3 pseudogenes are annotated in these 2613 nt (G+C 69.9%); all 3 read right to left on the bottom strand.

Annotation, left to right across the window (positions count from 1 at the left end):
• Positions 1–104: 104 nt before the first annotated feature.
• Positions 105–658: pseudogene (locus AB0P17_RS43190) on the bottom strand (IS5 family transposase); the annotation flags it as partial.
• 143 nt (positions 659–801) lie between these two features.
• Positions 802–2322 (bottom strand): annotated as a pseudogene (locus AB0P17_RS43185) (hypothetical protein); the annotation flags it as partial.
• 19 nt (positions 2323–2341) lie between these two features.
• Positions 2342–2613, bottom strand: a pseudogene (locus tag AB0P17_RS43180) (IS5/IS1182 family transposase); the annotation flags it as partial.

The following is a 2613-nucleotide window of genomic DNA, read 5'->3' as shown; positions in this document are numbered from 1 at the left end:
CCAACCACTGCTCATCAGAAAGATCCCCACGCCCCACACGGTGATCATCACAGCGCGAGGCGTGAACAAGAAACCCGACCTAAAACACGGCCTAGCAGTGCGTCCGGTCGGCGTCTGGGCCTGCCGACGAGTCCGGCGACGGAGGGGATCTTGTCGATCAGGGGCAGGAGCTGGGTGACGTCGTTGCGGTTGCCGCCGGTCAGGGACACCGCGAGCGGGATGCCCTGGCCGTCGGTGAGGACGTGGTGCTTGCTGCCCGGACGCGCGCGGTCGACCGGGCTGGGCCCGCTTTTGGGCCTCGCCGGGCCGCCCGCACGTGGGAGGAGTCGATCACCGCCCGGGACCAGTCCAGCTTCCTCGCCGCACGCAGCTTCTTCAGCAACAAGACGTGCAACTCGTCCCACACACCTGCCTCGTTCCACGCGGCCAAGCGGCGCCAGCAGGTCATGCCCGAGCCGAAGCCCAGCTCCTGCGGCAGGTACTCCCACTGGATCCCGGTGTGCAGCACGAACAGAATCCCGCACAAGGCCTGCCGGTCCGGCACGCGGGGCCGGCCCTCGACCAGCTTCGGCCCCGGCTTGGGCAGCAACGGCTCGACCAGCGACCACAGTTCATCCGACACGATCCAAGGCCGCGACTGTCTCTTCCCCACGACCAGACCAACGAGCAGACAAGCCAACAGTCACACCATCAGCGACTTCTGTTAGGACCTCTTAGCACTAACCATTCCGCAGGTTGGAACAGCACGCCTTACCGACAATTGCCACGTGGTTGTTCCTGCTTTCTGTCTTCTGGGTCGTCTCAGCGTGTTCTGCGGATGGCGTCTTTGGCCGCCGTGGCGATGGCGGCGGGAGCGCTGGAGGGCTGGGGCAGGTGCAGCAAGGTGGTCCCCGGCAAGTGGCGGGACTTCGCGGTGAGGGTGAGCTGGAGTACGGCGCAGCCGGCGGTCGTGAGCTGCTTGACGCGGGTGACGGCTTGAGCGGTTTCGTCGCTGTCGTACCGGGCGTCGGTGACGATCACGAGGAGGCGGCCGGCGCCGGGGCGGGTGAGTTCGAGGCCGTGGTCGAGTGCGTCGATGGCGTCGGCGAGGTTGTGGTGGCCGCCGTTGGCGTGGAACGTCGTCACGCGCTCTGGTGCTCGGTGGGTGGGTCGGGTCAGTGCGGTCAGGTGCATGTCGTAGGCGATGGTGGCGGTGAGGGAGTCGGGGTCGGTCAGGGCTGCTGCGCGTGCCACGATCCAGGCGGCGGACGCGACGGGCGCGCAGGCGGCGCGCATGGAGCCGGAGACGTCGATGGCGATACCCACACGCAGCGGTGGGGTGGGGGAGTTGCGGCGGCGGGTGTGGGTGAACGGTTCCGCGGTGGGGACCGACCCGGCCGCGCGCTGAGCGTCGCGGGCGAGGGCCGCGCGCATGTTGAGGCGGCCGGGCGGGGTGGGGCTGGTGGTCCGCTCCTCGGTCCGCTCGCGGTAGGCGGCGGCACGCAGGGCGCGGCTCAGGCGCGCGGCGGCGCTCCGCTCGGCGGCGGTGGGCTTGCGGGTGCCGGTGACCGGGCTGCCGTGGGGCGCTGGTGTGCCGTCGGGGGTGACGGTGGTTCCACGGGTGTTGAAGACCGATTTGGCGGTGGCGGCGGCTTTGCGTCGCTGGTCGGCCCGCTGGGCGCGGTCCTGAGCCTGTGCCTTGGACTGCGCGGCCATGGCGTTGGTCGCTGCGGCCTGTGCGGCGAGGTCGGCGGCGTCGGTGGCTGCCGTGCTGTCCATGACGACCCCCACGGCGCCGGACAGCAGATCGGTGAGGTTCTCCGGCACGGGCAGGGCGGGGGCCGCGGTGTCCAGAGCGTCGCACCATTCTTTCGCGTGGGCGAGCATGGTCGTGGCGTCGTGGTCGGCGCACTGGTGGGCTGCGGTCCAGATGCGGGTGAGTGTGGCCAGCAGGTTTGCGCCCAGCACCTTTTCGCACAGATCGGCGACGGCCCGGGTCTCGCCGGCGTCCAGGATGCCGACGTCCCGGCGGCCGAGGACCAGAGCCGCCACGGCGGCGGCGTGCTCGATGCCCTGGAGGGTGGGGTGGGCGATGTCGGGCATGACCAGGGTTCGGGCACTGGTGCGCAGGTACGTGCGGTCCGTGGGCCGCCGGTTCAGGTGTGCGCCTTCGACACGGCTCTCCTCCAGCAGGAGCGCGGCCTCGACGGCACGGGGGTTCGCTCCGGCCGGCTCCGTCCAGACGGAGTGGGCCGCGTGCGCGGCCTCGTGGACGAACACTCCCCAGGCGGCGGGATACCGCTCCTCGTCGCCCACGATCCGCGGATGGATCTCGTGGGGCTTAGACCGACCGGCAAATGGATCACTTGAGGCGGCGTGTGGTGGGACGCTGATCCCAGCGGTAGTGAATGGTGGCGTGGCGGATCAGCATGCGGAGAGTGACGAGTGCTGCGGCCAGGTGGAGGTAGAACTCGACGACGGTGCTGTTCTTCTCGGTGCAGCGTCGTAGCTTGCCGTAGCTGTTCATCCACGAGTGCGTTCGTTCCACGACCCACCGCTTGCCGGCCTGGATCGGAGCGGGCACGCCCTTGCGGGCGATTGCACCGGTGAAGCCCAACTCCCGGAGCAGAGCGC

This window comes from Streptomyces sp. NPDC088124, assembly GCF_040685895.1.
Lineage (GTDB): Bacteria > Actinomycetota > Actinomycetes > Streptomycetales > Streptomycetaceae > Streptomyces.
The sequence above is the reverse complement of the archived record's forward strand: the minus strand, read 5'-3'. Positions and strand labels throughout refer to the sequence as shown.